The organism is Streptomyces sp. SYSU D01066-1 (assembly GCF_054956795.1).
Genome location: NZ_JBUDHV010000023.1, coordinates 80,830 through 106,810, shown reverse-complemented (window position 1 = coordinate 106,810; position 25,981 = coordinate 80,830). Strand labels below are relative to the sequence as shown.

Here is a 25,981-nt window from a genome sequence, read left to right as displayed (position 1 = left end):
GGCGCTGGCGGACCCGCGCGCGGACGACGTCACGCGGCACGCGCGCGTGCGGCGGGTTCCGGACGGGGCCGCCGGGCGCACCGGCGGCGCGGGGAGGCGGCCGTGAACCGGCCCGAGCGGGAGACGGCCGTGAACCGGCCCGGGCGGGAGGCGGCGGTGCGGCGGATCATGGAGCGGTCGCCGCCCCGGGTGCCGCCCGGTCTGTACGGCGACGCCGTCCGGCTCGGCGACCGCGCGCTGCGCCGCCGGACCGCCGCCCGCCGCCTGCTGTGGCTGCTGCTCCTGGCCGCCGCCTCGGCCTGCGCGGTCTGGGCGCTGACCGTCCAGCCGTGGGCGGAGCCGCCGTCCGGGACGCCGCCGCCGCTGACCGGCTGGTGACCGGTCAGCCCAGGGCCTGCTGGAGGTCTTCCAGCAGGTCGTCGGCGTTCTCGATGCCCACCGACAGGCGCACCAGGTCGGCGGGGACCTCCAGGGCGGAACCGGCCGCCGAGGCGTGCGTCATCCGGCCCGGGTGCTCGATCAGCGACTCGACGCCGCCCAGGGACTCGCCCAGCGTGAACACCTTGGCGCGGTTGCAGACCTCGACGGCCGCCTCCTCGCCGCCCTCCACCCGGAAGGAGACCATGCCGCCGAACGCCCGCATCTGCTTGGCGGCCACCTCGTGCCCGGGGTGGTCCGGCAGCCCCGGGTACAGGACGCTCGTCACGCGCGCGTGCCGGGTGAGCAGGTCGGCGACCTTGGTGGCGTTCTCGCTGTGCCGGTCCATGCGCACCGCGAGCGTCTTGGTGCCGCGCAGCACCAGCCAGGAGTCGAAGGGGCCGGCGATCGCGCCCATCGCGTTCTGGTGGAACGCCAGCTCCTCGCCCAGTTCGGGGTCGCTGACGACCAGCGCGCCGCCGACGACGTCCGAGTGGCCGCCCATGTACTTGGTCAGGGAGTGCACGACGACGTCCGCGCCGAGGGTCAGCGGCTGCTGGAGGTAGGGCGTGGCGAAGGTGTTGTCGACGACGAGCCGGGCCCCGGCGTCCCGGGCCACCTGGGCGACGGCGGCGATGTCGGTGATGCCGAGCAGCGGGTTGGAGGGCGTCTCCACCCAGACGGCCCTGGTCCTCGGGGTGAGCGCGGCCCGCACGGCGGCGGGGTCGGCGCTGTCGGCCACCGACCACTCCACGCCCCAGCCGGTGGCGACCTTGGCGAAGAGCCGGAAGGTGCCGCCGTAGGCGTCGGCGGGGATGACCACGTGGTCGCCGGGGCGCAGCAGCGTACGCAGCAGGCAGTCCTCGGCGGCCAGCCCGGAGGCGAAGGCGAGGCCGCGGCGGCCGCCCTCCAGAGCGGCGAGGTTCTCCTCCAGCGCGGTGCGGGTCGGATTGGCGCTGCGGCTGTACTCGTAGCCGCCGCGCAGGCCGCCGACGCCGTCCTGCTTGTAGGTGGAGACCTGGTAGATCGGCGGGACGACCGCGCCCGTCAGGGGGTCGGCGGTGTTGCCCGCGTGGATCGCGAGGGTCTCGAAGTGCTGACTGAAGTGCCTGTCGCTCATGGGCCTGAGGGTAATGCGCCCGGAGGGTCCGCGACGGTCCGCCGGGACGCGGGGCCGGGCGGGTTTTCCACAGGACCGGGGACAGGTTGGCCAATTGTCGGCGTGGTCTGGTTCGCTTGAGGTATGGAGATTCTCTGGGTCCTGCTGGCGCTGGTCATGATCGGCTTCGTGCTGCTCCCCGTCTTCCGGCGCCGGCGCGGCATGATCGAGCAGGTGCCGCCCGGCCATCCGGACGCCGCGGACCCCGCGCGCTACGGCTTCGCCCTGGAGGAGGAGCTGGACATCCGGATGCCCGGCCCCGACCAGGACCTGATCGACGTCCTCGACCTGGTGCAGCGCACCCAGGACTACCGCGCGGCGCAGCAGCTCCTCGCCGGGACCGGGGCGCGGAGCGAGCGGCGCTGGCAGCGCGTGCAGGCTTTCGCGGGTGCGGCGGCGCTGGAGCTGCAGCAGCGGCCGGGCGGGGTCTCGGACACGCCGGGCGGCCAGTGGCTGCGGGTGTGGCGGGCGGAGAATCCCAAGGAGGCGGGCGGCGCGGCGGTGCACGCCGAGTTCCTGGTGCAGCAGGCGTGGCGGACGTCGACGCCGGGCACGGACGAGTTCCGGATCATCATGGAGGAGGCGAGGGCGGCGTGCGGCGACGCGGCGCTGCTGGCCCCCGGCGATCCGGTCCCGTACATCATCGAGCTGGCGGTGGCCCGCGGTCTGGGGTACGAGCGCGCGGAGTTCGAGCAGCTCTGGCTGAAGATCCTCGACCGCGCGCCGGCGCACATGGGGGCGCACCTGGCCGCGCTGCACTACTGGTGCGAGAAGTGGCACGGCTCCCGGGAGCTGGCCTACTCCTTCGCGGAGGCCGCGGCGGCCCGCGCGCCCCGGGGTTCGCTGCTGGCCGCGCTGCCGCTGTTCGCGGTGTTCGAGCACCTGCCCGAGGTCAACCTGGTCAGCGGCTTCCACCAGAGCGAGGTCGTCACCAAGGCGGTCCACGGCGCCCTGCACGCGGTCCACGGCGCCCGCCCCGACGACCCGATGTCGGCGCACGTCCGCCATCTGCTGCTGTTCTTCCTGGTCCGCGGCGAGCGCTGGGCCGAGGCCATGAACCAGCTGGTCCACATAGACGGCCACGTCGGTGCCCTCCCCTGGACCCTGTCCGCCGACCCGGCGGCCGAGTTCGCGGTCCACCGGGCCCTGGCGGTGGCGGGCTACGAGGCCAACGGGGGCAGCCCGGCGACGCTGCCGCACTGATCCCGGCGGCCGCTCCCGGCGGAGACGAACGGTCGGCCTTCCCGCGCCCTGACCGCAGCCGCGTCCCGTTGACCTTGACACGGTGGCAAGGCGTTCACTGCCCTCACTGTCTGCCGAGGAGGGTGACGATGACCGGGACGCGACACGACACGGACGCGGTGACGCGAGCGCTGCGAGGGCTCGCCGACGACCGGGCGTCCGTACGGCTGAGCACGGCCCTGGCCGTCGGTACGGCGCCGGATCCGCGCTACGTCGGCCCGCTGGTCGAGCGGTGCGCGGTCGAGCCCGAGTTCTTCGTGCTCGACATGCTGACCTGGGCGCTCACCCGGCACCCGGTGTCTCTGACGCTCCCCGCGCTGCTCCGTGAGGTCCGCTCCGAGCGGGCGCGGGCGCGGAGTCAGGCCCTGCACACGCTGTCCAAGATCGGGGACCGGCGGGCGTGGCCGGCGATCACCCGGGACGTGCTGACCGACGCCGACGACGAGGTGGCGCGCAGTGCCTGGCGGGCCGCGGTCCTGCTGGTGCCGGAGGGTGAGGAGCCGGCCCTGGCCGCGGTGCTGGCGACGCGGCTCGGGCGGGGCGGGCGGGAGACGCGGCTCAGTCTCAGCCGGGCGCTGGCCGCGCTGGGGGAGGCGGTGACGCCGTTCCTGCGGGCCGCGGCCGCCGGACCCGACCGGGAGGCGCGGGCGCACGCGCTCGCCACGGAACGGCTGCTGCGCGACCCGGACGCGGGGTTCGAGTCCGCGGTCGAGGAGGCGAAGCGCGTCGTGGCCCTCGGCGGGTCCGGCCGCCAGGGGGGGGGACGATAGGGCGTGCTGATCGGTGAGGTGGCGCGGCGGTCCGGGGTCAGCGCCCGCATGCTCAGGCACTACGAGTCGCTGGGCCTGCTGCGGCCTTCGGGACGGACGGGCTCCGGTTACCGGGAGTACTCCGGCGAGGACATCCGGCGGATCTTCCACATCGAGAGCCTGCGGTCGCTGGGGCTGTCGCTGCGCGAGATCGGGCGCGCGCTCGACGATCCCGGCTTCACGCCCTCGGCGCTCGTCGACGACCTGATCCGGCAGACGCGACGGCGCATCGCGGCCGAGACCGAACTGCTGACGCGGCTGCGCCGGATCGACGCCGCCCGGCCGGCCGGCTGGGCGGACGTCCTCCAGGTCGTCGCGGTCCTGCGGGCGCTGGGTTCGAAGAGCGCCGTCGACCGTCAGCGCGCGGCCCTGACCTCGGGCGACGAGGTCCCGGTGCCGGTGGAGGCCCTGGTCGAGGCGGTACTGAACGAGACGGACCCGAACGTCGCCGGAGCCCTGCGCTGGGCGCTGGCACGATCAGGCGACGGTGACGGTACGGCGCTGCTGGCCGACGCCCTCGGCTCACCGGTGGCCGCGGTGCGGGAACGGGCCGTCCGCTCCCTCGCCGCGCTGCCCGGCGACCGGGCCGCCGCCCGGCTGCGGGAGGCCCTCACCCACTCCGACGCCGTGGTCCGCGGCCGGGCCGCCCTGGCGCTCGGGACGCGGGGGTCGGCGGACACGGTCCCCACGCTCGTCGACATGATCGCGGACGGCAGGAACGACACCGACGCGGCCGACGCGCTGAGTGTGCTGGCGGGCGACGCGGCGACGGCGGAGCGCATCGCCGCCGCGCTGGCCGACCGCCTCGCCCAGGACGCCTCCACCGCGCCCGCCCGGGTACGGCTGACCCAGGCGCTGGCGGACGTCCCGGGGCCCACGGCGTCCCGCGCCCTCGTGGAGCTGTCGTCCGACCCGGACCGCGCGGTGTCGCTCACCGCGACGTATCTGCTGCGGCTGCGCGAGGCGCGGTGACGGCCGCGCGGTCCGGGGCGTCGGCCCCGGTGCGGGCCCCGGCGCCGAAGCCCCCCGCGGTCAGCCCTCGGCGCGGGCCGGCAGCCGCCAGCCCGGGCGCGGGAAGTGGCAGGTGTAGCCGTCGGGGTAGCGCTCCAGGTAGTCCTGGTGCTCGGGCTCGGCCTCCCAGAAGGGGCCGGCCGGCTCCACCTCGGTGACGACCTTGCCCGGCCACAGGCCGGAGGCGTCGACATCCGCGATGGTCTCCTCGGCGATGCGCTTCTGCTCGTCGTCCACGTAGTAGATCGCCGAGCGGTAGCTCATGCCGATGTCGTTGCCCTGGCGGTTCTTGGTGCTCGGGTCGTGGATCTGGAAGAAGAACTCCAGGAGCGCCCGGTAGTCGGTCCGCTCCGGGTCGAAGAGGATCTCGATGGCCTCCGCGTGCGTCCCGTGGTTGCGGTACGTCGCGTTCGGCACGTCACCACCCGTGTAGCCGACCCGGGTCGCCGTCACGCCCGGCAGCTTGCGGATCAGGTCCTGCATCCCCCAGAAACATCCGCCCGCCAGCACGGCCCTCTGCGTCTGCGCGGCCATCACGGCCCTCCACTTCCTGTCACTTCAGCGTCACTGAATCACTCGGGTCCCTCGGCTCACACACCACGGGCGCCCACGGCCACCCCTCACAACGCACGAGCGCTCCGCGCGATTCCGCGCCCGTCCACGTGGCCGGCCTCACCTGATGCCCCGGCGGCAAAGGAGTTCCCGTCCCTGCCCGGCGGAGAAAGCGCGCGCGACACTGCCGCGGACCGCCGGGCCGGCGGCCGCGCACTTGGTTCCGTAGTGCACGCCGACGGTGATCACGACGAGGACGGACACGTACGCGGGTGTGTCCTTGAGCCTCCCCGCCCGCACTCCGGCAGCACGCGCCCCGTCGGCCGGCGGGAGAGCGGGCGACGGGGCGCGTGCGTACCGTGCGGTGGGGAGGTGGGGTCAGATCGTCGCCGCGTCGATCACGAAGCGGTAGCGCACGTCGCTGGCGAGCACCCGCTCGTAGGCCTCGTTGATCTGGCTCGCCTCGATCAGTTCGATCTCCGCGCCGATGCCGTGCGCGGCGCAGAAGTCCAGCATCTCCTGGGTCTCGGCGATGCCGCCGATCATCGAACCGGCCAGGTTCTTGCCGCCGCCGATGAGGGAGAAGAGGTTCAGCGAGACCGGCTCCTCGGGGGCGCCGACGTTGGCCAGGGTGCCCTGCGCCTTCAGCAGACCCAGGTACGCGCCGAAGTCCAGGGGCGCCGAGACCGTGGAGACGATCAGGTCGAAGGCGCCGGCCAGTTCGGTGAAGGTCGCCGGGTCGCTGGTGGCGTAGTAGTGGTCGGCGCCCAGCTTGAGACCGTCGTCCTTCTTGCGCAGCGACTGCGACAGGACGGTCACCTCGGCGCCGAGGGCGTGCGCGATCTTGACGGCCATGTGGCCGAGGCCGCCCAGGCCGACGACGGCGACCTTCTTGCCGGGACCGGCGCCGAAGCGCTTCAGCGGGGAGTACGTGGTGATGCCGGCGCAGAGCAGCGGCGCGGCCTCGTCGAGGGACAGGCCGTCCGGGATGCGGACCGTGAACGCCTCGTCGACAACGATCTTCTGCGAGTAGCCGCCGTAGGTCGGCTCGCCGTCACGGCCGACGGCGTTGTACGTGCCGACCTGGCCGCGGAGGCAGTACTGCTCCTGGCCGGCCTCGCAGTTCTCGCACTCGCGGCAGGAGTCGACCATGCAGCCGACGCCGACGCGGTCGCCGACCTTGAACTTCGTCACACCGGGGCCGACCTCCGAGACGACACCGGCGATCTCGTGGCCGGGGACCATCGGGAAGATGGCCTCGCCCCAGCCCTCACGGGCCTGGTGGATGTCGGAGTGGCAGATGCCTGCGTACTGGATGTCGATCAGGACGTCGTGCTCGCGGACGTCCCGCCGCTCGATGGTGGTGCGCTCCAGCGGAGCCTTGGCGGCGGGGGCGGCGTACGCGGCGACAGAGGTCATGCCGGGTTCTCCGGAATCTTCGTAGCGGGGTCTTGCGGAGCGCCGGCCGGCCGGTCGGCCGGGGCGCGTCGTCCAGCGTGCCGCCCGGACGGGCCGCCGCCCAGACCACGGTTTTGCGTACGCCCGCCGTGCGTACCACTGACAGGAACAGGCTGCCGTGCGTACGACCGCCGGGGTCCGGGAACAGGGACGGGGATACTGGGGAGCATGGACGTACCGCCCGAATCCGCACCCTCGCCCGCACCAGGGGCCGGCCCCGGCCTGGACCAGCGTGCCGAGCTGAGCGAGTTCCTGCGCACCCGGCGGGCCCGGCTGAAGCCCGAGGACGTCGGGCTGCCCTCGTACGGGCGGGCCCGCCGGGTGCCGGGACTGCGCCGGGAGGAGCTGGCGCAGCTCGCCGGGGTGTCCGTGGCGTACTACACCCGTCTGGAGCAGGGCAACGGGCGGAACGTGTCGGCGGAGGTCCTGGCGGCCATCGCCCGCGCGCTGCGGCTGACCGACGCCGAGCGCGCGCACCTGACGCACCTGGCCAAGCCGAGGCAGCAACGGGGCAGGCACGCGGTGCGGGCCCAGCAGGTGCGGCCGGCGCTGCGGCAACTGCTGGACTCGATCGACACGGTCCCGGCGTACATCACCGGCCGGCGCACCGACATCCTCGCCTACAACCCGCTGGCCTCGGCCCTCTTCGGCGACTGGGACCGGATGCCGGCCCGGGAGCGGAACTGGGCCCGGCTGGTGTTCCTGCGGCCCGACTACCGGGAGCTGTTCGTGGAGTGGGACGCGAAGGCGTCCGACCTCGTCGGCTACCTGCGGATGGACGCCGGCTGCCACACCGACGACCCGCTGCTGGCCTCGCTGGTCGGGGAGCTGTCGATGAAGAGCGGGACGTTCCGGCGGCTGTGGGCCGCGCACGACGTGAAGGAGAAGGGCCACGGCGTCAAGCGGATGCGGCATCCGCTGGTCGGGGAGCTGACCCTGTCCTTCGAGACGTTCCGCCTGGTGGACGACGCGGACCAGTCCCTGGTCACGTACCACGCGGAGCCGGGCTCCCCGTCGGCGGACGCGCTGCGCCTGCTGGCGAGCTGGAGCGCGGAGACCACCGCTCACGTCTGAAAGCCGCACGCGGCAGCCGTGACTCAACTACCCTCGCGCGCATGCTGCTTCGCGGAATGTCACGCGTGGTCATGATGTTCACCGTGACGCTGACGGGGGGTGGCCGCGAGCGGTGTGGCGGCACGGGCGGGCGGAGAGTCGTTGCTGTACTTCAACCACGCGTACGGGGTGCTCGACCGGGAGACCGCCGACGCGATCGAGGGCTCGGCGTACCTGCGGGAGTTCGCCGACTTCCAGGTGCGGACCACGACCGGGGCGGACGGGCGGACGTGGACCGGGCGCTACCTGATGGGGCGCGAGACGTACGTCGAGCTGTTCGGGGTGGGCGACCTGCCCGGCCAGGACGGCACGCTGGGCTCCGCCGGGCTCGGGGTGTCCGTCGAGCGCGCCGGTGACCTGGCGAAGGTCGTCGAGCGGCTGCCGCGGTACGGCGTCCCCGAGCCGGTGGAGTTCCAGCAGACCCGTGACTTCGGGGACGGGGTGCCGGTGCCGTGGTTCGACGCGGTGTTCACCGACACGCGGTACGACGCCTTCGGGGCGTGGGGGATGGAGTACCGGCCCGAGTACTTCGCCGATCCGCGCGGCGGCACGGAGCCGGCGAGCGGGCCGGGGGACGTCGGCCGGGAGCGGTACCTCTCCGACGGCTACCGGGACCATCTGATGCGGAACGTGACGTCCGTCCGCATCGGGGTGACGGAGGGGGACCTGGCCGACACGGTGCCGCTGCTGCGCGCGGGCGGTTTCGCGGTGCGGGCGGTGGCGGGCGGTGGCGTCGTCGCGGACGACGGCACCACGAGGATCCGGCTGGACGCCGTCGCGCGCGATCGGGCGGGGCTGCGGTTTCTCGGCTTCGCCCTCGACCGGCCGGTGGCCGAGCGGCACGTGGAGCGGATCGGGAACTCCACGCTCGTGGTCGGGCCGGGGGCCCGGGCGGAGTGGGGGTTCACGGACGGGGACGGCGGGGAGTGACGGCGGCCGCTTCGCCACCGACGGCGCCGGACCGGCGGGTTCACGGGCGGCCGGGTTCACGGACAACCGGGTTCACGGGTAGCTGACGCCGGTCAGCTTCTCGGCCACCGCCCACAGCCGTGCGCCGACGGCCGGATCGGCCGCCTCCTCGCTGAGCCGGGCGTCGGTGACCCGGCCCCGGGTCTCCCACAGCCCGGCCGGTCCGAAGAACCGGCCGCCCCGCACACCGGGCTCGGTCGCCGCGCGCAACTGCGGCAGCGCGCCCCGCTCCACCGGCTGGGTGGCCAGCAGACCGGCCGACGCGATCAGCCGCCCCAGCCGGCCGCGGTGTTCCCACGCCCGCGGGGTCAGGTTGGTGCGGGTGAGGCCGGGGTGGGCCAGCACGCTGACGACCGGTGAGCCGACGGCGCGCAGCCGGCGGTCCAGTTCGACGCCGAAGACCGTGGTGGCGAGCTTGGAGCGGCCGTAGGCGGTGGCGGGCTGGTACCCCCGCTCGGACATGAGGTCGTCGAAGTCGAGGTGCGCGCTCTTGTGGGTGATCGAGCTGAGACTGACCACCCGGGCCGCGGGTGCGGCGGCCAGCGGGCCGAGCAGCAGGCCGGTCAGTGCGAACTGGCCCAGCAGGTTGGTGCCGAGGTGCAGTTCGAAGCCGTCGGCGGTGGTGCGGCGCGGCCCGAGCAGCACCACGCCCGCGTTGTTGACCAGCAGGTCGATCACCGGGTGGTCGGCGGCCAGCCGCTGTGCGAACGCCCGGACCGAGGCGAGGGAGGCCAGGTCCAGTTCACGGACCTCGGTGGCGCCGCCGATCCGGCGGGCGGCCTCCTCACCGGCCGCGGTGTTCCGTACGGCGAGCACGACGTGGGCGCCGCGGCGGGCCAGTTCGGTCGCGGTGACCAGGCCGAGCCCCGAGTTCGCGCCGGTCACGACGGCGGTCCGGCCGTGCTGGTCGGGGATGTGGTCGGCGGTCCATTCGGTCATCCGCTGCTCCTGGGGTGTGGTGGTGCCGTGGGGCGACCACGCTAGGAGCGGCGCGCGCCGGTTCCGTCGTTCCCGCCCGCCTAGGTCTGCGGGACCTACCTTCGGCGCCCGGCCGGACGGCACACTTGCGGCATGACGCATCCCTACGCCCGTGAACTCGGCGACTTCCTGCGGGCCCGGCGCGGCAGGCTGCGGCCGCAGGACGTCGGCCTGGAGCCGGGCGGCCGGCGCAAGGTCGCCGGGCTGCGGCGGGAGGAACTGGCCCTGCTGGCCGGGCTGAGCACCGACTACTACCAGCGGATGGAGCAGGGCCGGGAGGTACGTCCGTCCGACGACGTCCTGGACGCGCTGGCCGGCGCGCTCGGTCTCGACGACGCGGAGCGCCGCCATCTGTTCGGCCTGGCCCGCGCCGCCCGTAGGCCCGTGCCCGCCCGCGGGGACCACGGTCCGGAACGGGTGCCGGACGGCACCCGGCGGCTGCTGCGGGTACTGGACACCCCGGCGGTCGTGCTCGGCCGGCACCTCGACCTGCTGGCCTGGAACCCGCTGGCGGAGGCGCTGCTCGGCAGCCCCGGGGACCGTCCGCGCGACCGGCTCAACATGCTCCTGCTGTTGTTCGACGACACGCTGACCGGCGGACGGAGCTGTCCGGACTGGGAGCGGCAGGCCCTGGAGTACATCGGCATGATGCGCGCCGCCGTCGCCGCCGACCCCACCCATCCGCGCGCCACCGCGGTCGTCGGCGAGCTGTCCATCCGCAGCGCGGAGTTCCGCCGGCTGTGGGCCCGGCACGACGTGCGCACGTCGGTCAGCGGAACCAAGACCTTCCGGGTCCCGGAGGTCGGCGACCTCGTCCTGGACTGGGACACGTACCCGCTGCCCGGCGCTCTGGGCCCGTTCCTGCTCGTCTTCACCGCCGAGCCGGGCAGCCCCGACGCGGACCGGCTGCGCCTGCTGGCGTCGTTGCGCGCCACCCGCTCGCCCGGCGCGCGGTAGCGACGGCGGACGGGGGCGGCGCGCCGCGTCCCGGGGCGGGTCCGCCGGCGTGCGACGGTCACCCCTACGCTGCGGCTCACGCGCGGACGCTCACCCGCTCCGCCCGACCACCAGCCCCAGGGAGAACAGCGATGACCCGCACGCGTTTCGACATCCCCGACCGTGACGTCCTCCAGGCCCGGCAGAAGCTGGTCCTCGACCACTTCCACGACGAGGTCGTCCACGCGTGGGACGACGTGCTGTCGACCTTCCCGCACCCGCACTACGAGCTGATCCCGACCATGACCGTGCACGACGGCGACTCCGCGGTCCGCGGCTACTACCACGAGACCCGCGTCGCCTTCCCCGACCAGGACCACGAGACCATCGAGCTGCGGCACAGCGCGGACGCCGTCATCGTCGAGTTCTGGCTGCTGGGCACCCACCGCGGACCGCTCGGCGAGATCCCGCCCACCGGCGGTCGCTTCCGGGTGCGTATGACCGCGTACTTCCTCTTCGACGAGGACGAGCGCCTGATATGCGAGCGGGTCTACTTCGACACCCTCTCCATGCTCCGTCAGCTCCTCAAGGCGCTCGACTTCAAGAACCCGCGCGACCTGCTCAAGCTCGCCAAGGCGGTGAAGGGCCTGGCGTCGATGACCCGCGAACCCGATCCGCGCCTGCTGTCCACCACCGTCCCGGCCGACCTGCGCGGATGACGAGGCGGTGACGGGCGGTCCGGGGAGGTGCTCCGGAAAACGGTGAACACTTGGGGCCGAAGTGCTCACGGTTTTCCGGCGCAGCCACCGGGACCGGCCGCGTCCGGGTGGAGGTCACCGACCCCGACCCGCGCGCCCTGCCAATCCTGTGGCCCGCGTCGGACAGGTGCGAGTCCGGACGTGGACTGGCCCTCGTCGACGCGACGGAGGGCGGCTGCGATGTTGGTGTGGCCGTCCTGGCGGTGGACGCCGATGGCGAGGTTGCGCAGGCCGGCCATGACGCGGGGCAGGTGCCGGGTGCGGATGTGCGAGGCGTCCTCGTGGAAGGTGCGGTCGCGGACGTGGTGGAGCTGGTTCTCGCTCTTCCGGTGCCCTTGGATCCAGCCGGCGAGCTGTGCGCCCGTGGCGGCGCCGGGCGGGAGGCCGGTGACGGAGTGGAGCCGCTCGACCGTGGTCCTCTTGCCGGCCAGTGTCCTTGCGCCAGCGCATGACGCGCAGGGCCCGGTGGACACCGGGGTGGTCGAAGCGCCGGTGGACGGCCAGCGCGTCGACGCCGAAGTCGTAGTGCCCGGCGAAGGCGACCGCTTCCGGGTACAGCGGAACCGCCTCGCCCGGGGCGACGTGCCGGTGCACGGCCATCTTGGTGCGGTCGTGGACGATGCTCATCGGCACCCTGCCGAAGTACGCGAACGCAGCCCGATGGCAGTCGAGGAACGTCGTCAGGTCCTGGCTGGTGGCGAAGCAGCGGAACGGATCACACGAGCACGACAGCGCCATGTGGAACAAGTAGATCTTCGGAATACGCACATGGGCGAGGATCTTGCCCTCCGTACGAGGTGGCGCACGTCCGCCTGTACGCCGACACGTGCCGGCCATCAGCGCGAGGAGCGTCACGAGTGGATGCCGCACACCTCACGGGTCACGCGGGTCCGGGACCTGCGGGAGGCGTTCCAGCAGATCTGGAAGCCCACTCCCGGACACTTCCGGATACGGCCTGATCTGTTCAAAGACAGGGGAGAGCAGAGACGACGCAGCACCGGGCACGAGCAGTCCAAGATCACGGAGCGCAGAAAGCTCCATGATCAGGAACGTCCGTGCCGGCTCTGCGCCGAAGCCTGCCCAACACGACGAGACGCCAGCAATCGGGCGTGAGCCGACCAGGCCGAGCCCCTGATCCTGCTCGGAGGCCCCGGCTCCCCGGATGGGCCTCCGGCCCGGGCACGGTGAACCGTCACGGAGCGGGAGTCGTAGAGGGAGCAAGTACGCCGACCTTGGAGGGCTCTTCCCGTGCCACAACTTACCGACGCCGAGCTCGCGGCAATGTTCAGGGGTCTGCCCAGAGGCGTCCCGATTCCCCGGTACATCACAGACCCTGCTACCGGGGGAAAGCTGCAGAACCCCCTCTCCAGTCTCCTTTCGACCTTGAGGAAAAAAGGTAAAGATGGAGGGCGAGTGAGTTTGAGTCCTGAACTGCGCGAAGCGATGGAGGATTACGACGAAAAACTGGTCCCCGTACATGGCTCGGACGGAAGGTGGAGACTGCCACCCCGCCATAATATCACGCTACGGGACGATAAAAAGTATGCAGCCGCGCTCAAAATATGGAATGAAACTAAAACCGACCTTCCCACCCAATACGCATACGTCATTTTTCCCGATACAGGCGAAAGGGTAAACATCGGCCTGGTGGTTCACGGCCTGCGGTATAAAGGGTGGAACCATAGGCCGAGTGAGGAAATGGAGGAGGAGCTGGAAAAAATGGGGCTGAAAATCAACCGGGTCGGGGATAAGTACAAAGCCACGTTCCATGGCTACCCGGGAGCGACCGCGGTGTCTTCTGGTGTTCCTGGGCTGACTGTGCCCGCGGGCATTCCGCAGAACAACCCTTTCGCCGACCCCCCCCCAGTCCCCCTCGGGGCAGCAGGGCCCCATGGCGCAGATGCCCAGCACCGGCATGGAGCACACGGCCTTCGCGGCACAGATGCCCACCGATCCCTGGTCGGACTCCGCAGCGGCACAGATGCTTCTCGACATGGAGGAGCTGCAGGAGGAAGCCGTTGCTATTTACACCGAATACCATCGGACAATGCCCCACCTGCTGCCGGAACAGCCCCCGCCAGGAATGACGATCGCAGTGAACTCACAGGTGGTGGAACCGGAATCAGACTCCGACGTAATCATGATCACCCTCGGTGACACGGCCGTGCAGTCGACGTCGCACTCCGAAGGGGGGATACGGATCCTCATCGACCCCTCCCTGAATCCCTACAATCTACCTGGACTGTATGAGCCAATAACCCAGAAACTCGAGGAGAACAACTGTAACGAATTGGATATAACCCTGGCCGCCACCGCGCTGGATGTCTATTACAAAAAGAACCCTCCCCTCAATCCCAACACGTCCTTCCGCCCCGCCATCACCCCGCACGTAGCCGGGTACGACCCCGACTTCGCACAGTGGCAGCCCCCAGCCTCCACCCCCTCCGGCCTGCACAACCCGTTCGCCTCCCACGCCTGGGACCACACCTCCTTGCCGGACACCTACGACCCGACCCACCCCTCCGGTACCTCAGCACAGAGCTCGTACCAGGCACAGACAGGCCAGGCGCAGAAAAAAAACACATTCCGCAGATGATTCGGACGCTGAAAAGACCGGGCACAACAGGACCCGCAGCTGTGGAGAATCCGGAAGGAACTGCTGAGCGAACGCCCCCCGGAATTCCCACAGCCGCTGGTCATCAGGATCTTTGAAAAGTGATCTTGTGTCCGGGTTGGTCAGGTGAGTCCGAGGGTGGTGAGGGGCCATAGGTGGTCTCGGGCAGTGCGGCGGAGGGCGGCTGCGATGTTGGTGTGGCCGTCCTGGCGGTGGACGCCGATGGCGAGGTTGCGCAGGCCGGCCATGACGCGGGGCAGGTGCCGGGTGTGGATGTGCGAGGCGTCCTCGTGGAAGGTGAGGTCGCGGACGTGGTGGAGCTGGTTCTCGATGCGCCAGTGGCCGCGGATCCAGGCCGCGAGCTCCCTGCCGTCGGCTGCGCCGGACGGCAGGCTCGTGACCAGGTAGATCCGCTCGATCGTCAGCTTGCCCGTGCCCAGGTCACTTCTCCAGCGCACGACTTGGAGGGCCTGGCGTGCGTGCGGGTAGTCGATGCGGGCGAACGCGGTGGTCTTCAACCGGCGGATCTCGTCGCGGCGATGGGCCCGGGTGCGCTCGATGTGGTCCAGGCGGATGTCGCGCCAGGGAAGGCCACGGACCCACTCATGCAGTCCGGAATGGTTCCACTTGACGACGGCCAGATAGTGAGCCCCGCGTTCGTGCAGGTAGGGGGGCGTGGTCGTGCTGGGTGTGCAGGGCGTCCGCGGTGATGACGACACCGGTCAGGTCGATGCCGTCCAGGAGCGGGGCGAAGGCTGGGATCTCGTTATGAGCCAGCTGCTGACCCTGGAAGCCCCGGACAACGCGCGTCCGGTCCGCCTGCGCACGGAGCGAGGCGTCTTCGCTGGGCTCGATGTCAGACCTGACGGACGGGTTTCTCCCGCCGGGGGGACAGCCCTGCTGGTTCCCGGGTTCATGGGCAGCAAGGAGGATTTCCTGCCCTTGTTGTCCCCCTTGAGCGAAGCGGGCCTGCGCGTCGTGGCCATCGACAACCGCGGGCAGTACGAAACCGGTTCGGCCTCGCCGCGGCCCTCGTACGCGCGGGACGACCTCGCACGTGATCTCGTGGCCGTCGTCGAAGCGCTCGGCACCGGACCCGTACACCTGGTGGGTCATTCGTACGGAGGGCTGCTCGCTCGGGCGGCCGTTCTCGCCACCCAGGGGGATCCCGCTCTCTGGGCGTCCGTCACCTTCATGAATTTCGGCCCCGCCGGCGTCTCGGCCGCGCAGCAGGAGCGACTCCGCCTGCTGCTTTCCGTCGTCGGATCGATGACGCTCGCCGACATGTGGCCGTTCGTGAAGAACAAGGAAGTGTCCGCGCTTCCGGACGTGGAGGAATTCATGGAGCGGCGGTGGCTGAGCAACAGCCCGCAGCAGTTGGCGGCTGCCGCACAGCAGATGCTGAGCGAGATCGGCGAGACGTCCCGGCTGGCCGTGCTGTCCGTCCCGAAGTGCGTGATCTCGGGTACGCCGGACGAGACGTGGCCGCCCGAAGGGGTCGAGCGGATGGCCCGTGAGCTCGGGGACCGGTTCGTCCGGAGCGAAGGCGGTGGGCATTCACCCAACGTCCACCGGCCTGCCGAGACGGCGTCGGCGCTGCTCGACTTCTGGCGTTCCCACGCACAAGGGCCCGCCGGAGTCGGTGACTCCGGCGGGCCCCGGCGCTACGGGCTGACGGCTCACTTGCCGTAGTAGGCGTTGTACAGCGAGATCGTCGACGTGTTGCCCTTCTTGTCGGTGATCTTGGCGCGCAGGGAGATGCCCTTGCCCTTCGACGGGTTCTTGACGGTGATCTTGCCCTTGGTGACGGTGACCTTCTTCCAGGTCTTGCCGGTGTCGTAGGAGGCGTAGACCGTCAGCGACTTCAGGTTGGAGCCCTTGGCGGCGCCCTCCACCGTGACCGGGATGACCGCCTTCTGGCCGGCCGTCTTCTTGCTGTCCAGCGTCACGGTCGCGCCGAAGCGGGCCGAGGAGGCGGGCAGCTGGGTGTGGGCGCTGGTCCGCTTGGAGCGGAAGGTCCAGGTCGCGTCGATCCGGCTGGCCGCCGCGGCGACCTTGGACGAACGCTTCACCGACGTCGTCAGCTTGTACGCCGCGTCACCGGAGGGAACCTGGAACTCCTCCTCGCCGAAGAGCGGGTCCTTGTTGGAGCCGACCTTGGTGCCGTTGCGGTAGAGCGTCGTGGTGACCGAGGAGAAGTCCGACGAACCCGCGTGGCCCTTGCCGTCGGCGAACAGCGGGACGAGGCCGCCGATGCCGTTGCCCTCGCGGAAGAGGCCCCACTCGGAGGTGATGCGGGGGGAGAAGACGGCCGTGTTGAAGGCCGTCGAGTAGCTCTTGCCGCCCTTGTAGACCTGCCCGGGGTTCTGCGTGTAGTAGGCCTCGGGGATCGGGAAGCCCTCGGAGTCGGTGCCGCCGTACTGCGTGGCCGACAGGTCCCAGCGGACGCCCGACGTGGTGGACAGGTGCAGGGTGCGGGTGCCGGGCAGGCTCTGCAGGACGCTGGTGCTGGAGCCGGAGCCGGTGGCCGGGAGCCGGCCGACCGCGCTGACGTCACCCTTCTTGCCGCTCGCGGAGGCGCCCAGGCCCGCCTTCACCGTGGCCAGCTCGCTCGCCTTGTAGTGCCGGGTGAAGCCGGTGGCGAGCTGCTTGACCGCGCCGCCGGCGACGGTGTCGTACTGCTCCTTGGTGCCCTTGGCCCAGTGCGCGTCCCACTGCTGGACCAGGGAGCCGTCGGTGATCTGCGGGCCGAGGTGGCGGGTGCGGAAGTTGGCGTAGGAGTCCAGGAACCAGCCGAAGCCGTAGCCGGTGTCCCCGGTGTCCAGGTAGTAGTCGACGGAACCGAGGACCGGCTTGGCCGCCTTGTCGGGGACGGTGATGTCGACCGGCTTCGCGGTGCGCGCGTCCAGCGTGACCGTGGTGTCCTTGGTGATGCTCAGCTTGGGCTGGGCCAGCCAGTCGGCGCCCTCGTACTTCTCCGGGTCGGCGTTGACGTAGACCGAGGAGTTGAGGATGTAACCGCCCTTGGGCACGCGCACGGTGACGGTGCCGTCGGCCTCGTAGGGGCTGTACCACTCGTCCGCGGCCAGGCCGGAGACGCCGGCCAGGTCGGCGAAGTAGTCGGCGGACGGCTTGCCGTCGCGGCCGATGACCTTCAGCGTGAGGTCGTAGGACTCCACCTCGCGCTGGACCGCGGCGGCGGTGCGCACGCTCTGGCCGCCGCCGGTCGCCGTCACGTACGCCGAGTAGGCGCCGTCGACGGTGCCGCCGAGGCGGGTGTCGGCGGTGACGCCGACGGAGGCGGTGCCGCCCGCGGGGACGGTGACCGTGTCGGCGTCCAGGGTGAAGAAGCCGGCCGGGGCCGTCCTGCCCTTGGGGTCGGTGGCCGTCGAGGTCAGCTGGAGGGTGACGTCCTCGGTGCCGAGGTTGCGGTACGTCAGCTTCTCGGTGACCGGCTGGTCGTCGGTGTGCGGCCACTGCTGCGGCGCGAAGCTGACCGAGGACCGCTCGGCGATCACGGTCTGGGTGAGCGCCTTGTCGACCTGGACGCGGCCCGCGCCCTGCTGGAACGGCGTGTAGGCGCCGTTGCCCTTGGCGGAACCGGTGAGGGCGGCCTTCAGCTCGGTGTACGTCCAGTCCGGGTGCTGCTGCTTGAGGATCGCGGCGGCGCCCGCGACGTGCGGGGTCGCCATCGACGTACCGGAGATGGTGACGTACCCGGCGGGCTTCTCGCCCTCCTCCTGGGCGATGACGCTGCCGGGCGCGGAGGCCGCGGTGATGTCGACGCCGGGGGCGGTGACGTCCGGCTTGAGCTGGCCGTCGAGGCCGGGGCCGGTGCTGGAGAAGCTGGCGAGCGCGTCCTTGCCGTCGACGGCGCCGACGGTGAGGGCGGCGGCGGCGCTGCCCGGGGAGCCGATGGTCTGGTCGCCGTACTCGCCCTCGTTGCCGGCGGCGATGGCGAAGAGGATGCCCTTCTCCGCGGAGAGCTTGTTGACCTGGGCTTCGAGCGGGTCGATCTCGGGGGTGTCGCCGCCGCCGAGGCTGAGGTTGACGACGTCGGCGCCCTGTTCGGCGGCCCACTCCATGCCGGCCAGGATGCCGGAGTCGTCGCCGTAGCCGCTGTCGTCGAGCACCTTGCCGTTGAGCAGCTGGGCGCCGGGTGCGACGCCCTTGTACGTCCCGCCGCCCTTGGCACCCGTGCCGGCCGCGATGGAGGCGACGTGGGTGCCGTGGCCGAACCTGTCGGTGGCGTCGGCCGCGGTGGTGAAGTTCTTGGACGCGACGACCTGGCTCTTCAGGTCGGGGTGGGTGGCGTCGACGCCGGTGTCCAGGACGGCGATCTTGACGCCCTTGCCGTCGTAGCCGGCCGCCCACGCCCGCGGGGCGCCGATCTGCGCGACGGAGGTGTCGAGGCTGGCCTCGCGGACGCCGTCCAGCCAGACGTGGGCGATGCCGGAGGCGGCCTTCTCGCCGTCCGTGACCGCCTTCCACAGGTCGGGAGCGTCCGCTTGCGGGGTCTGTACGGCGTCGGCGTTCAGGGACGTGAGGGTGCGGCGCAGGGTGCCCGCCTCCCGGACGTCGGCCCTGGTCGCCGCCGGGGCGCCCCGGTAGCCGACGATGACCTTCAGGCCCTTCTTCTGGGCCTTGCGGGTCGTGGCCTTGTTCAGCTCGGTGACGTCGAACAGGCGCCGGTCGAGCTTGCCGGAGGCCACCAGGCGGGCGGCGTCGGCCGGGACGACGTAGGTGTGCCCGGCGGCCCGGCGGACTTGGACGGGTATGTGCTCGCGGCCCTCGGCCCGCTCGAGGCCGGTGACCCGGCCCCGCGCGTCGACGACGACCCGGTCACCGGTGATCAGGGTGACGTGGCGGGCGGCGGAGAGCGCGGTGCCGGCCGCGTCCCGCGCCCCGGTCCCGGCCGCGCCGGCCGGGGTGGTCAGTCCGGCGGCGAGAGCGACGGCCGCCGCCACGGCGACCGTGGCGGCGTGCCCTCTGTTCTTGTGTCTGCGCAAGGATCCCCCTAGCGGATGTCCGGGCCAACCACACGGTTCACCCGGCCAGGGGTGGTCTCGTACGCCAGTGCGCACCCCCCGGTGCACGCAGTATGCCGGGGGGCGATCATCCGCCTCAATCGGATGAGAGAAAGGTGAGAGAACCGCCGGACTACTGTTACGCGCCCGCGTGGACTCCGTTACCCGACCGATGGGTTCCCCCCGGTCACAGGGGCTCCGCGGGTCACGCCTCGGCGTTCTCCCTGATCGTGATCTTCCCCTTGCGGATCGTCGCCAGGCGCGGGGCCTTCTTGGCGATGGAGGAGTCGTGGGTGACCATCACGAAGGTCAGGCCCAGCTCCTTCCACATCCGTTCGAGTACGTCCATGATCTCGTCGCGCATCGACTCGTCGAGGTTGCCCGTGGGTTCGTCGGCGAGCAGCACCTTGGGCTGCTTCACCAGGGCCCGCGCGATGGCGACCCGCTGCTGCTGGCCGCCGGACATCTCGCTGGGCAGGTGGCCGAGCCGCTCGCCGAGGCCGACCGAGGCCAGTGCCTCGGCGGCGCGTTCGCGCCGCTCCTTGGTCTTGACGCCGAGCGGCACGAGCGCGGTCTCGACGTTCTCCTGCGCGGTCAGCGTGGGGATCAGGTTGAACGACTGGAAGACGATGCCGATGGTTTCGCTGCGCACCCGGGTCAGCCGGGCCTCGGACAGCTTGGCCAGGTCGGTGCCGTCGAGGACGATCTCGCCGGAGGTGGGCCGGTCCAGCGCGCCCAGCATCTGGAGCAGCGTGGACTTGCCGCCGCCGGTGGGGCCCTGGATGACCAGCCGGTCGCCGTCGGGGATGGTCAGGTCGATGCCGTCGAGGGCGTTGACGGTGTCCTTGCCGCGCGTATAGCGCTTGGTGACGCCTCTGAGTTCGTACATGGTCCGACTCCTGGAAAACGTGAGGAAAGGGGCGGGGCGGGGCGCGCGCTACTCGACGCGGCGCAGGGCGTCCGCCGGGCGCAGCCGGGAGGCCCGCCAGCCGCCGAAGCCGCCGGCGATCAGACCGCCCGCCACGGCGAGGACGACGGCCAGGGCGATGGTGGTGAGGCTGACCGGCGCGGTGAGGGCGACCTCCAGGGTCTTGGAGGCCGACTGCCCGCCGGGGCCGCCCATGCCGCCACCGCCGGGCCCGCCGCCCATGCCGCCGCCACCGCCGCCGGTGGAGCCGAGCGAGGCCTCCAGCGTGGGGCTGACCGCGGTGACGGCGTACGCGCCCGCCAGGCCGAGCGCGATGCCGAGGACGCCGCCGACCAGGCCGTTGACGACGGCCTCGCCGACGACCTGCCGGGTGACCCGGCCGGACTTCCAGCCGAGCGCCTTCAGGGTGCCGAACTCGCGCACCCGGCGGGAGACGGCCGAGGAGGTGAGCAGGCCGGCCACGAGGAACGCGGCGGCCAGCACCAGGATGGAGAGCCACTTGCCGACGCTGGTGGCCAGCGAGGAGGCGGTGGACAGCGAGCCGGAGACGGTGTCGGCGAGGTCGGCGGAGGTGGTGACCGTGGTCCCCGAGATGTTCTTCTGGATGGCCGACTTGACGCTGTCGATCTGCTGGGAGTCGGAGGCCTGGACGTAGATGGTGGTGACCTTGTCCTTGGCGTCACCCAGCGTCTGGGCCTGCTTCAGCGGGATGTAGACGTTGGCCGCGGCGTCCCCGCTGTCGGCGGTGGCGATGCCGATGACGGTGAACTTGGTGTCGCTGATGGTGAGGGTGGAGCCCTTCTTCAGCTCCTTCTCCTTGGCGTACGCCGAGTCGACGACGGCGACCTTGGCGTTGGTCTCGGACGACTTGAAGGTCCGGCCGCTGGTGATCTTCGAGGAGGTCAGCGGGCCGAGCTCGGTCTTGGTGACGTCGGTGCCGTAGACGGAGTAGCTGTTGACGTCGAAGTTGGCGCCGCCGCCCTGGACGCTGCCGCCCTGGCCGCCGGTGCCACCGCCCGGAGCGCCGCCCTGGCCCTGGCCCTGGCTTTCACCACTGCCGTCCTGCTGGACCTGACCACGCGTGAACTGGCCGCTGACCTTCATGACTTGCAGGCTGAGCCCGCCCACCGCGTCGGCCACCCCGCTCTGGCCGGCGACCTTGTCGACGGTCGAGCCGGCCAGCGACTGGAAGCCCTGCACCATGACGCGGTCGCTGGACTGCTCCTCGTCGGAGTCGCTGTCCTGCGCGTCGAACTGGAAGTTGGGACGGCCCCCCTGCCCGCCGCTCTCACTGGAGTCCGGCGCCTCGGCGGCCTTGGTGACGGTCATGTCGGTGCCGAGCCCGTACAACGACTCCAGGACCTTCTCCTGGGCCTTGCCCATGCCGGAGGAGACGGAGTTGACGACGATGACCAGCGCGATGCCCAGCGCGAGTCCGGAGGCGACGACGAGGGCCGCCTTTCTACGGCGGCGCAGTTCGCGCCTCAGGTAGGTGAAGAACATGGCCGCAAAGTAGGGACGGCGCGTGATGGGCGGATAAGCCTCGGATAAGAGGAGGATGAGAAGGCTGAGGGATGCCGATGTGTGACCAAAGCGAACCGCCGCCCGCCCCCGAGGGGCGAACGGCGGTGCGGCAGCGGTGAGTTGCGGGGGCGTCAGATCGCCGAGCCCGCCTTCCACTCGGCCCAGTCCATGTTCCAGCCGTTGAGGCCGTTGTCCGGGGCGATGGTCTCGTCGCCGGTGTTCTGGACGACGACCACGTCACCGATGAGGGAGTGCTCGTACATCCAGGCGGCCGGGGTGTCCGGGTCGTTGGCACCCTTGGTGTCCGACAGGCCCACACAGCCGTGGCTGGTGTTCTGGCTGCCGAAGATGGACTTGGCGCCCCAGTAGTTGCCGTGCATGAAGGTGCCGGAGGTGCTCAGCCGCATGGCGTGCGGTACGTCCTTGATGTCGTACTCGCCCTTGCCGTCGTCGTCGGTGAAACCGACCGTCGAGCCGTCCATCCGGGTCTCCTTGTACTTCTCGGAGATCACCATCTGGCCCTCGTAGGTCTTGTTCTCCGGGGAGCCGGCCGAGATCGGGATGGTCTTGATGGTCTTGCCGTCCTGCGTGACCTTCATCTGCTTGGTCTGCGCGTCGACGTAGGAGACCTGGTTGCGGCCGATCTTGAAGGTGACCGTCTTCTGCTGGACGCCGAAGACGCCGTCGGCACCCTCGACGCCGTCGAGCGCGAGCTTCAGGGTGACGGTCGAGCCTTCCTTCCAGTACTCCTCGGGGCGGCAGTCCATGCGCTGGGCGCTGAACCAGTGACAGGCGACCTCCTGGCCGCTGTCGCTGTTGACCGTGATGCCCTTCTGGACGGCGGCCTTGTCGGTGATCTCCTTGTCGAAGTTGATCGAGACGGGCATGCCCACGCCGACCGTGGTGCCGTCGTCCGGGGTGAAGGTGCCGATGAAGCTGTTGTCCGGGGCGACGGTGGTGAACGACGCGTTCTCGTGCGCCGCGCGGCCGGCGGAGTCCTCGGCGGTGACCGTCAGCTTGTAGGTGGTGGCCCGCTCCAGCTGCGCGCTGGGCTTCCAGCTGGTCTTGTCGGCGGATATCTCGCCGCTGACCTCGGTGCCGTCCGAGGTCGTCATCGTGACCTCCGTGAGCGTGCCCTTGGTCACGGAGACGGTCGCGGAGTTGTTGATGGACGCGTTGTCGGACCCGTTCTTCGGCGTGATCTCGATCTGCGCCTCGGAGGTCTTCTCGGCAGCCGCCTTGTCGACCTGGGCCTGCGAGGACCCGCCCCCGCCGCCGGCCGTGTCGTCGCCGCCGGAACACGCCGAGAGCACCAGTACACCCCCGAGCAGCGCGGACGCGGCCGCGAGGCCCTTGCGCCGCTTACTGTTCGTCATCACACGCTTCTCCATCGCTACCGATTCCGGAAACCACGAGATTCCCCGTCAACCTGTTCAACGCTACGACCGGTTCGTCCCGTTCCACATGGCCCCCAGGTGTGGGCCACACCACGTCCGCGGGGCGGACGGCCTGGTACCGGTGTCGGTCCGTGCGCCGGGTGAGACGGCGAAACCCCGGGTGGCGGTTGCCGCCCGGGGTCACGGTTTCCCCAAGGAACGTCAGCCGACCGCCACTTCCGCGTCACGTCCGCGCCATGTCCGCCGTCACGTCCGCGCCGTGCCCGCCGTCACGTCCGCACCGTGCCCGCCGTCACGTCCGCACCGTGCCCGCCGTCACGTCCGCACCGCGTCCGCCGTCACGTCCGCACCGCGTCCGCCGTCACGTCCGCACCGTGCCCGCCGTCACGTCCGCACCGTGCCCGCCGTCACGTCCGCGCCGCGTCCGCCGTCACCGCCTCGTGGCCGCCGCCTCGTGGCCGCCGCCTTCGTGGCCGCCGCTTCCGTCGCCACCGTCGCCGCCGTCTTCCTTGTCGCCGTCGTCGCCGTCGTCGCCGTACTCGCCGTCGCCGTACTCGTCGTCGCCGTCGTCGCCGTATGCGTCGTACAGGGGGCCATCATCCTCACCGAGCCCCCAGTCCGGCGAATCGGGGTCGTGGTCGATCCACTCGCTGCTCCACGACGCCTGCTGGAGTTCGACCCCCGGCACCTCGCCGACCAGGTCGAACGGGTCGATGAGATGAGCCAGGGCCTCGGCGGTGTCCTCCGTCACAGCGCCTTCGGCGCCCGTCCGCTCCGCCTCGGGCAGGGCGGCGTCCCCGGCGATCCGCTCCAGCGCGGCCCGGGTGACCGCCGCGTCGTCCTCGACCTCCAGGATGAGGTCGACGCGAATCCGTACATACCGTGATGTCTCATCAGTGCTCATGCCCGGAGCGTACGGCCGGTGACCTCTGCGGCTTTCCGGTGACCCGCGCCTTTCACTAACATCGCCCCACACGGCCAAAACACCAGCGCCACAAGGGGATCGATATTCAGTGTCATCCGCTCGCCGTCCGTTGCTGACCGCCGCCGCCGCGGGCTCCCTGCTGTGCGCCCTGTGGTTCGTCCCGTCCGCCAACGCGACCCCGGAGACCACCGCGGGAAACACCCCGTCGGACCGCTCGTCTTCGCAGGTCACCGAAGAGGCGAGACTCGCCGCCACGGCCTCCGGGGCGGCCGGCGGGGACACCCGGCTGGCCGACACCGGCAGCTTCGACAGCACTCCGTACGTCATCGGCGGCACCGCCTGTCTGGGGCTCGGCGCCGGTTTCGTGGTCTATTCGATGCGCCGCGAACGCCTGGACTTCTGAGGAACTCGCGAAGGATTCGTGAGGAACTCCCGAGGGACTCCGAGGGATTCCGAGGACCTTCGGGGGTTTCTGAAGGCTTCTGAGGGTTTCTCAAAGCTTTTGGCGTTCTTGGCTTTTTCTTGACGCGCTGTGCCGGTGGCTCCACCGGCACAGCGCTTTCGTATGGCTAGCGCAGTGGTCCGGTCACCGTCTCCGCCGCCTCGACCAGCCGGCCGTCCCGCACGAACGCGTCCGCGGCGGCCAGGTCGGGCGCCAGGAAGCGGTCCGGGCCGGGCCCCCCGATCCCCGCCCGCAGTACGGCGTCGATCACGGCCCGGGAGGCCGGGGCCGGGACGAGGCCCTCGCGGAGCTGGAGCGCCCGGGTGGCGGCGTACAGCTCGACGGCGATCACCCGGGTGAGGTTGTCGACAGCCGTGCGCAGCTTGCGCGCCGCCGACCAGCCCATCGACACGTGGTCCTCCTGCATGGCGGAGGACGGGATGGAGTCCGCCGACGCCGGTACGGCCAGCCGCTTCAGCTCACTGACCAGCGCGGCCTGCGTGTACTGGGCGATCATGAGCCCGGAGTCCACCCCGGGGTCGTCGGCGAGGAACGGCGGCAGACCGTGGCTGCGGTTCTTGTCCAGCAGCCGGTCGGTGCGCCGCTCGGCGATGGAGGCGAGGTCGGCGACGGCGATGGCGAGGAAGTCGAGGACGTAGGCGACGGGGGCGCCGTGGAAGTTGCCGTTCGACTCGACCCTCCCGTCGGGCAGCACCACCGGGTTGTCCACCGCCGCCGCCAGCTCCCGCTCCGCGACCAGGCGGGCGTGGGCGAGGGTGTCCCGGCCGGCGCCGGCGACCTGCGGGGCGCAGCGCACCGAGTAGGCGTCCTGGACGCGGGGGGCGTCGTCCTGGTGGTGGCCGGTGAGGCCGGAGCCCGCCAGCACGGCGGCCATGTTGGCGGCGGACGCGGCCTGTCCGGGGTGCGGGCGGATGGCGTGCAGCTCGGGGGCGAGCACCTTGTCGGTGCCGAGCAGGGCCTCCAGGGTGAGGGCGGCGGTGACGTCGGCCGACGTGTAGAGGGTGTCGAGGTCGGCGAGGGCCATGACCAGCATGCCGAGCATGCCGTCAGTGCCGTTGAGCAGGGCGAGGCCCTCCTTCTCGCGCAGCTCGACGGGGGTGATCCCGTGCTCCGCGAGCAACTCGCCGGCGGGCCGCACGGTCCCGTCGGGGCCCTCCGCCTCGCCCTCCCCCATCAGCGTCAGCGCGCAGTGGGACAGGGGCGCGAGGTCACCGGAACAGCCGAGGGAGCCGTACTCGTGCACGACGGGGGTGATCCCGGCGTTGAGCACGTCCGCCATGGTCCGCGCGACCTCGGGGCGGACGCCGGTGCGTCCGGAGCAGACGGTCTTCAGCCGCAGGAACATCAGCGCCCGTACGACCTCCCGCTCCACCCTCGGCCCCATCCCGGCGGCGTGCGAGCGGACGATGTTGCGCTGGAGCCGGGCCCGCAGCTCGGGGCTGATGTGCCGGGTCGCCAGGGCGCCGAAGCCGGTGCTGACGCCGTAGACGGGGTCCGGCTTGGCGGCCAGCGCGGCCACGGTCTCGCGGGCCGCGGCCAGCGCCGCCACCGCCTCCCCGGAGAGTTCGACCCGGGCGCCGCCGCGCGCCACGGCGAGGACGTCGGACGCGGTGACCCCGGCCGTCCCCACCACCACAGTATGCATATCCATATTCAGGAGCGTACGCAGTGAATGCGACGGTGTCACCCCCGGGGTGCGGT

At 71.5% G+C, this 25,981-nt stretch carries 24 protein-coding genes; 12 read left to right on the top strand and 12 right to left on the bottom strand.

Annotated features, from left to right (window positions below; all coding sequences use genetic code 11):
- The first annotated feature begins 129 nt into the window (after positions 1-129).
- Complete coding sequence (locus ACY1JF_RS21130) at positions 130-378, top strand: hypothetical protein (protein WP_462706744.1); 249 nt, start codon at positions 130-132, stop codon at positions 376-378.
- A 4-nt stretch (positions 379-382) separates the two neighbouring features.
- On the opposite strand, the gene ACY1JF_RS21125 is transcribed toward ACY1JF_RS21130, so the two are convergent.
- The gene (locus ACY1JF_RS21125) at positions 383-1,537 is read right to left on the bottom strand and encodes a cystathionine gamma-synthase (protein ID WP_462706735.1); all 1,155 of its coding nucleotides are present in this window, start codon (positions 1,535-1,537) and stop codon (positions 383-385) included.
- A 123-nt stretch (positions 1,538-1,660) separates the two neighbouring features.
- On the opposite strand from ACY1JF_RS21125, the gene ACY1JF_RS21120 reads away from it, so the two are divergent.
- From ACY1JF_RS21120 to ACY1JF_RS21110, 3 genes are all read left to right on the top strand, one after another.
- Positions 1,661-2,779 carry a hypothetical protein gene (locus ACY1JF_RS21120; RefSeq protein ID WP_462706734.1) on the top strand — a complete coding sequence of 373 codons (1,119 nt, stop codon included), beginning with the start codon at positions 1,661-1,663 and terminating at the stop codon, positions 2,777-2,779.
- A gap of 128 nt (positions 2,780-2,907) precedes the next feature.
- Entirely contained in the window at positions 2,908-3,588 is a 681-nt protein-coding gene (locus ACY1JF_RS21115; protein WP_462706733.1) for a HEAT repeat domain-containing protein, read from the top strand.
- Positions 3,589-3,591: 3 nt separating this feature from the next.
- On the top strand, positions 3,592-4,599 hold the full coding sequence (locus tag ACY1JF_RS21110) for a HEAT repeat domain-containing protein (protein ID WP_462706732.1): 1,008 nt from the start codon (positions 3,592-3,594) through the stop codon (positions 4,597-4,599).
- A 60-nt stretch (positions 4,600-4,659) separates the two neighbouring features.
- Here the strand turns inward: ACY1JF_RS21110 and msrA are convergent, their stop codons facing one another.
- Both msrA and ACY1JF_RS21100 read right to left on the bottom strand, forming a co-directional pair.
- The gene (gene msrA, locus ACY1JF_RS21105; RefSeq protein WP_462706731.1) at positions 4,660-5,172 is read right to left on the bottom strand and encodes a peptide-methionine (S)-S-oxide reductase MsrA; all 513 of its coding nucleotides are present in this window, start codon (positions 5,170-5,172) and stop codon (positions 4,660-4,662) included.
- A gap of 396 nt (positions 5,173-5,568) precedes the next feature.
- On the bottom strand, positions 5,569-6,609 hold the full coding sequence (locus ACY1JF_RS21100) for an NAD(P)-dependent alcohol dehydrogenase (RefSeq protein WP_462706730.1): 1,041 nt from the start codon (positions 6,607-6,609) through the stop codon (positions 5,569-5,571).
- A 207-nt stretch (positions 6,610-6,816) separates the two neighbouring features.
- On the opposite strand from ACY1JF_RS21100, the gene ACY1JF_RS21095 reads away from it, so the two are divergent.
- Positions 6,817-7,722: a helix-turn-helix domain-containing protein gene (locus tag ACY1JF_RS21095; RefSeq protein ID WP_462706729.1), complete on the top strand. Its 906-nt coding sequence runs from the start codon at positions 6,817-6,819 to the stop codon at positions 7,720-7,722.
- 99 nt (positions 7,723-7,821) lie between these two features.
- The gene (locus ACY1JF_RS21090) at positions 7,822-8,691 is read left to right on the top strand and encodes a DUF5829 family protein (RefSeq protein WP_462706728.1); all 870 of its coding nucleotides are present in this window, start codon (positions 7,822-7,824) and stop codon (positions 8,689-8,691) included.
- 72 nt (positions 8,692-8,763) lie between these two features.
- On the opposite strand, the gene ACY1JF_RS21085 is transcribed toward ACY1JF_RS21090, so the two are convergent.
- Complete coding sequence (locus tag ACY1JF_RS21085) at positions 8,764-9,669, bottom strand: oxidoreductase (RefSeq protein ID WP_462706727.1); 906 nt, start codon at positions 9,667-9,669, stop codon at positions 8,764-8,766.
- Positions 9,670-9,801: 132 nt separating this feature from the next.
- Between ACY1JF_RS21085 and ACY1JF_RS21080 the strand changes: the two genes are divergently transcribed.
- Positions 9,802-10,665, top strand: a complete 864-nt coding sequence (locus ACY1JF_RS21080; protein ID WP_462706726.1) for a helix-turn-helix transcriptional regulator — start codon at positions 9,802-9,804, stop codon at positions 10,663-10,665.
- A gap of 131 nt (positions 10,666-10,796) precedes the next feature.
- A complete protein-coding gene (locus tag ACY1JF_RS21075) occupies positions 10,797-11,363 on the top strand; it encodes an ester cyclase (protein WP_462706725.1) in 567 nt (188 codons plus the stop codon).
- A gap of 65 nt (positions 11,364-11,428) precedes the next feature.
- Here the strand turns inward: ACY1JF_RS21075 and ACY1JF_RS21070 are convergent, their stop codons facing one another.
- Positions 11,429-11,875, bottom strand: a complete 447-nt coding sequence (locus ACY1JF_RS21070; protein ID WP_462706724.1) for a transposase — start codon at positions 11,873-11,875, stop codon at positions 11,429-11,431.
- Positions 11,876-11,879: 4 nt separating this feature from the next.
- Here ACY1JF_RS21070 and ACY1JF_RS21065 point away from each other — a divergent pair, with 4 nt between their 5' ends.
- Positions 11,880-12,515 carry a hypothetical protein gene (locus ACY1JF_RS21065; protein ID WP_462706723.1) on the top strand — a complete coding sequence of 212 codons (636 nt, stop codon included), beginning with the start codon at positions 11,880-11,882 and terminating at the stop codon, positions 12,513-12,515.
- A gap of 787 nt (positions 12,516-13,302) precedes the next feature.
- Entirely contained in the window at positions 13,303-13,998 is a 696-nt protein-coding gene (locus tag ACY1JF_RS21060) for a hypothetical protein (RefSeq protein ID WP_462706722.1), read from the top strand.
- 140 nt (positions 13,999-14,138) lie between these two features.
- Here the strand turns inward: ACY1JF_RS21060 and ACY1JF_RS21055 are convergent, their stop codons facing one another.
- The gene (locus tag ACY1JF_RS21055) at positions 14,139-14,735 is read right to left on the bottom strand and encodes an ISAs1 family transposase (protein ID WP_462706721.1); all 597 of its coding nucleotides are present in this window, start codon (positions 14,733-14,735) and stop codon (positions 14,139-14,141) included.
- Between ACY1JF_RS21055 and ACY1JF_RS21050 the strand changes: the two genes are divergently transcribed.
- Positions 14,692-15,708 carry an alpha/beta fold hydrolase gene (locus ACY1JF_RS21050; RefSeq protein WP_462706720.1) on the top strand — a complete coding sequence of 339 codons (1,017 nt, stop codon included), beginning with the start codon at positions 14,692-14,694 and terminating at the stop codon, positions 15,706-15,708. The two genes, ACY1JF_RS21055 and ACY1JF_RS21050, sit on opposite strands and share 44 nt — an antisense overlap.
- On the opposite strand, the gene ACY1JF_RS21045 is transcribed toward ACY1JF_RS21050, so the two are convergent.
- The 5 genes from ACY1JF_RS21045 to ACY1JF_RS21025 form a co-directional block, all read right to left on the bottom strand.
- Positions 15,696-19,025: a S8 family serine peptidase gene (locus ACY1JF_RS21045; protein WP_462706719.1), complete on the bottom strand. Its 3,330-nt coding sequence runs from the start codon at positions 19,023-19,025 to the stop codon at positions 15,696-15,698. The genes ACY1JF_RS21050 and ACY1JF_RS21045 overlap by 13 nt on opposite strands.
- Before the next feature lie 223 nt (positions 19,026-19,248).
- Complete coding sequence (locus ACY1JF_RS21040) at positions 19,249-19,932, bottom strand: ABC transporter ATP-binding protein (protein ID WP_462706718.1); 684 nt, start codon at positions 19,930-19,932, stop codon at positions 19,249-19,251.
- 48 nt (positions 19,933-19,980) lie between these two features.
- Complete coding sequence (locus ACY1JF_RS21035; RefSeq protein WP_462706717.1) at positions 19,981-21,474, bottom strand: ABC transporter permease; 1,494 nt, start codon at positions 21,472-21,474, stop codon at positions 19,981-19,983.
- A gap of 152 nt (positions 21,475-21,626) precedes the next feature.
- Entirely contained in the window at positions 21,627-22,871 is a 1,245-nt protein-coding gene (locus ACY1JF_RS21030) for a L,D-transpeptidase (protein WP_462706716.1), read from the bottom strand.
- Positions 22,872-23,322: 451 nt separating this feature from the next.
- Positions 23,323-23,796, bottom strand: a complete 474-nt coding sequence (locus ACY1JF_RS21025; RefSeq protein ID WP_462706715.1) for a hypothetical protein — start codon at positions 23,794-23,796, stop codon at positions 23,323-23,325.
- A gap of 109 nt (positions 23,797-23,905) precedes the next feature.
- On the opposite strand from ACY1JF_RS21025, the gene ACY1JF_RS21020 reads away from it, so the two are divergent.
- On the top strand, positions 23,906-24,220 hold the full coding sequence (locus tag ACY1JF_RS21020) for an LPXTG cell wall anchor domain-containing protein (RefSeq protein ID WP_462706714.1): 315 nt from the start codon (positions 23,906-23,908) through the stop codon (positions 24,218-24,220).
- Positions 24,221-24,386: 166 nt separating this feature from the next.
- Here the strand turns inward: ACY1JF_RS21020 and hutH are convergent, their stop codons facing one another.
- Entirely contained in the window at positions 24,387-25,925 is a 1,539-nt protein-coding gene (hutH, locus tag ACY1JF_RS21015) for a histidine ammonia-lyase (RefSeq protein WP_462706743.1), read from the bottom strand.
- Positions 25,926-25,981 lie beyond the last annotated feature (56 nt).